The organism is Trueperaceae bacterium (genome assembly GCA_031581195.1).
Taxonomy (GTDB): domain Bacteria; phylum Deinococcota; class Deinococci; order Deinococcales; family Trueperaceae; genus SLSQ01.
On record JAVLCF010000107.1, the window covers coordinates 6,706 to 8,202 of the forward strand.

Annotated in this window: 1 protein-coding gene; it reads right to left on the bottom strand. The window is 68.2% G+C overall.

What is annotated here, in order from left to right; genetic code table 11:
- On the bottom strand, nucleotides 1-1,388 hold a 1,388-nt coding region (locus tag RI554_09430), incomplete at its 3' end, for a thrombospondin type 3 repeat-containing protein (GenBank protein ID MDR9392235.1).
- Between the last annotated feature and the right edge of the window lie 109 nt (nucleotides 1,389-1,497).

Sequence of the window (1,497 nt, forward strand, 5' to 3'; positions counted from 1 at the left end):
GGGGTGTGGAGGTGGTCGTGGGCGTCCTGGACGCTGGCGCGCCAGGCTCGCAGGGTGCGGGTGAGGCCGTCGCGCGTCCCTTCGCGCAAGAGGGTCCGTACGTCACCCTCGACGTCCTCCAGGAAGCTCGTGGGGCCCAACACCTCCATGCGTGTCGGGACGCTCTGACTGCGGGCGTACACGTCGTTCCCGACGTACACCGCTCGCACGTCGTACGCGCCCGGTGGGAGGGTGCCCTCCCACACGAACGACCCGTCCCTCGCGAGGGTGTCACGCTGCACGCTCGACCCGAAATACACCAGGACGTCCCCACTCGGAACACCTCGCGCCGCCCGCGTTCGTACGTCACTCGTGGAGATCACGTCGGGCACCGCCTCCAGCGTGAAGGTCGTGACGTCCCCCACGCTCACAGGGTCCCCCGCGAACCTCAGTTCGACGCGACTCTCGAACCGGGTGGGGTCCGGATCGACGTCGTTCGCGCGGCCGTCCCCATCGACGTCCGGATCGCTGTTGTCCCCCATGCCGTCCCCGTCCGTATCCCGCCACTCGAGACGATCGTTCGGGAAGACGTCCGTGTTGTCCCCCACGCCGTCCCCATCCGTGTCCCGCGATTCGGTTGGGTCGCGAGGGAACGCATCGTACGTATTGGGGACGCCGTCCCCGTCCATGTCCAGGTCGTCCTCGTCGGGAATACCGTCCCCATCGATGTCCCCCGACCGACTCGGGTCGTTCGGGAACGCATCGGCGTTATCCCCCACGCCGTCCCCATCCGAATCCACCCACTCACTCGCGTCGAGGGGGAACGCATCCGTGGTGTTCGGGACGCCGTCCCCATCCACGTCCGGATCCTGGTTGTCACCCACGCCATCCCCGTCCGTATCCCGAGCCTCTCGCGGGTCGTTCGGGAAGGCATCCCGCTCATCAGGCACGCCGTCCCCGTCCGTATCGAGCGACACGCGCGCATCCCCCGGACCGACGTCCCGATCGTTCGGGACGCCGTCCCCATCGACGTCCGGATCGCGGTTGTCCCCAATGCCGTCCCCATCGGTATCCCGCCACTCGTTCGCATCGTTCGGGAAGACGTCCCGGTTGTCCCCCACGCCATCCCCATCACTGTCCATCGACTCGTTCGGATCCAACGGGAACGCATCCCGCGCGTCCGGCACGCCGTCCCCGTCCGCATCGACGTCCACGTGGTTGGGGACGCCGTCCCCGTCGACGTCCGGATCGAACGCATCGGGAATCCCGTCCCCGTCCGTATCGCGCGAGACGTCCCCCCGACCCGGGTACGCATCCCCCACCCCGTTCGGGTCGCTATCCGCATCGTTCGGGATGCCATCCCCGTCCATGTCCGGATCCTCGTCGTTGGGAATGCCGTCACCGTCCATGTCCTCATCCCGCGAGTTCGGAATGCCGTCCCCATCATCGTCCGCCACCGCGCCCGGGTCGTTCGGGAACGCATCCCGCTCATCCGGCACGCCGTCCCCATCACTGTCC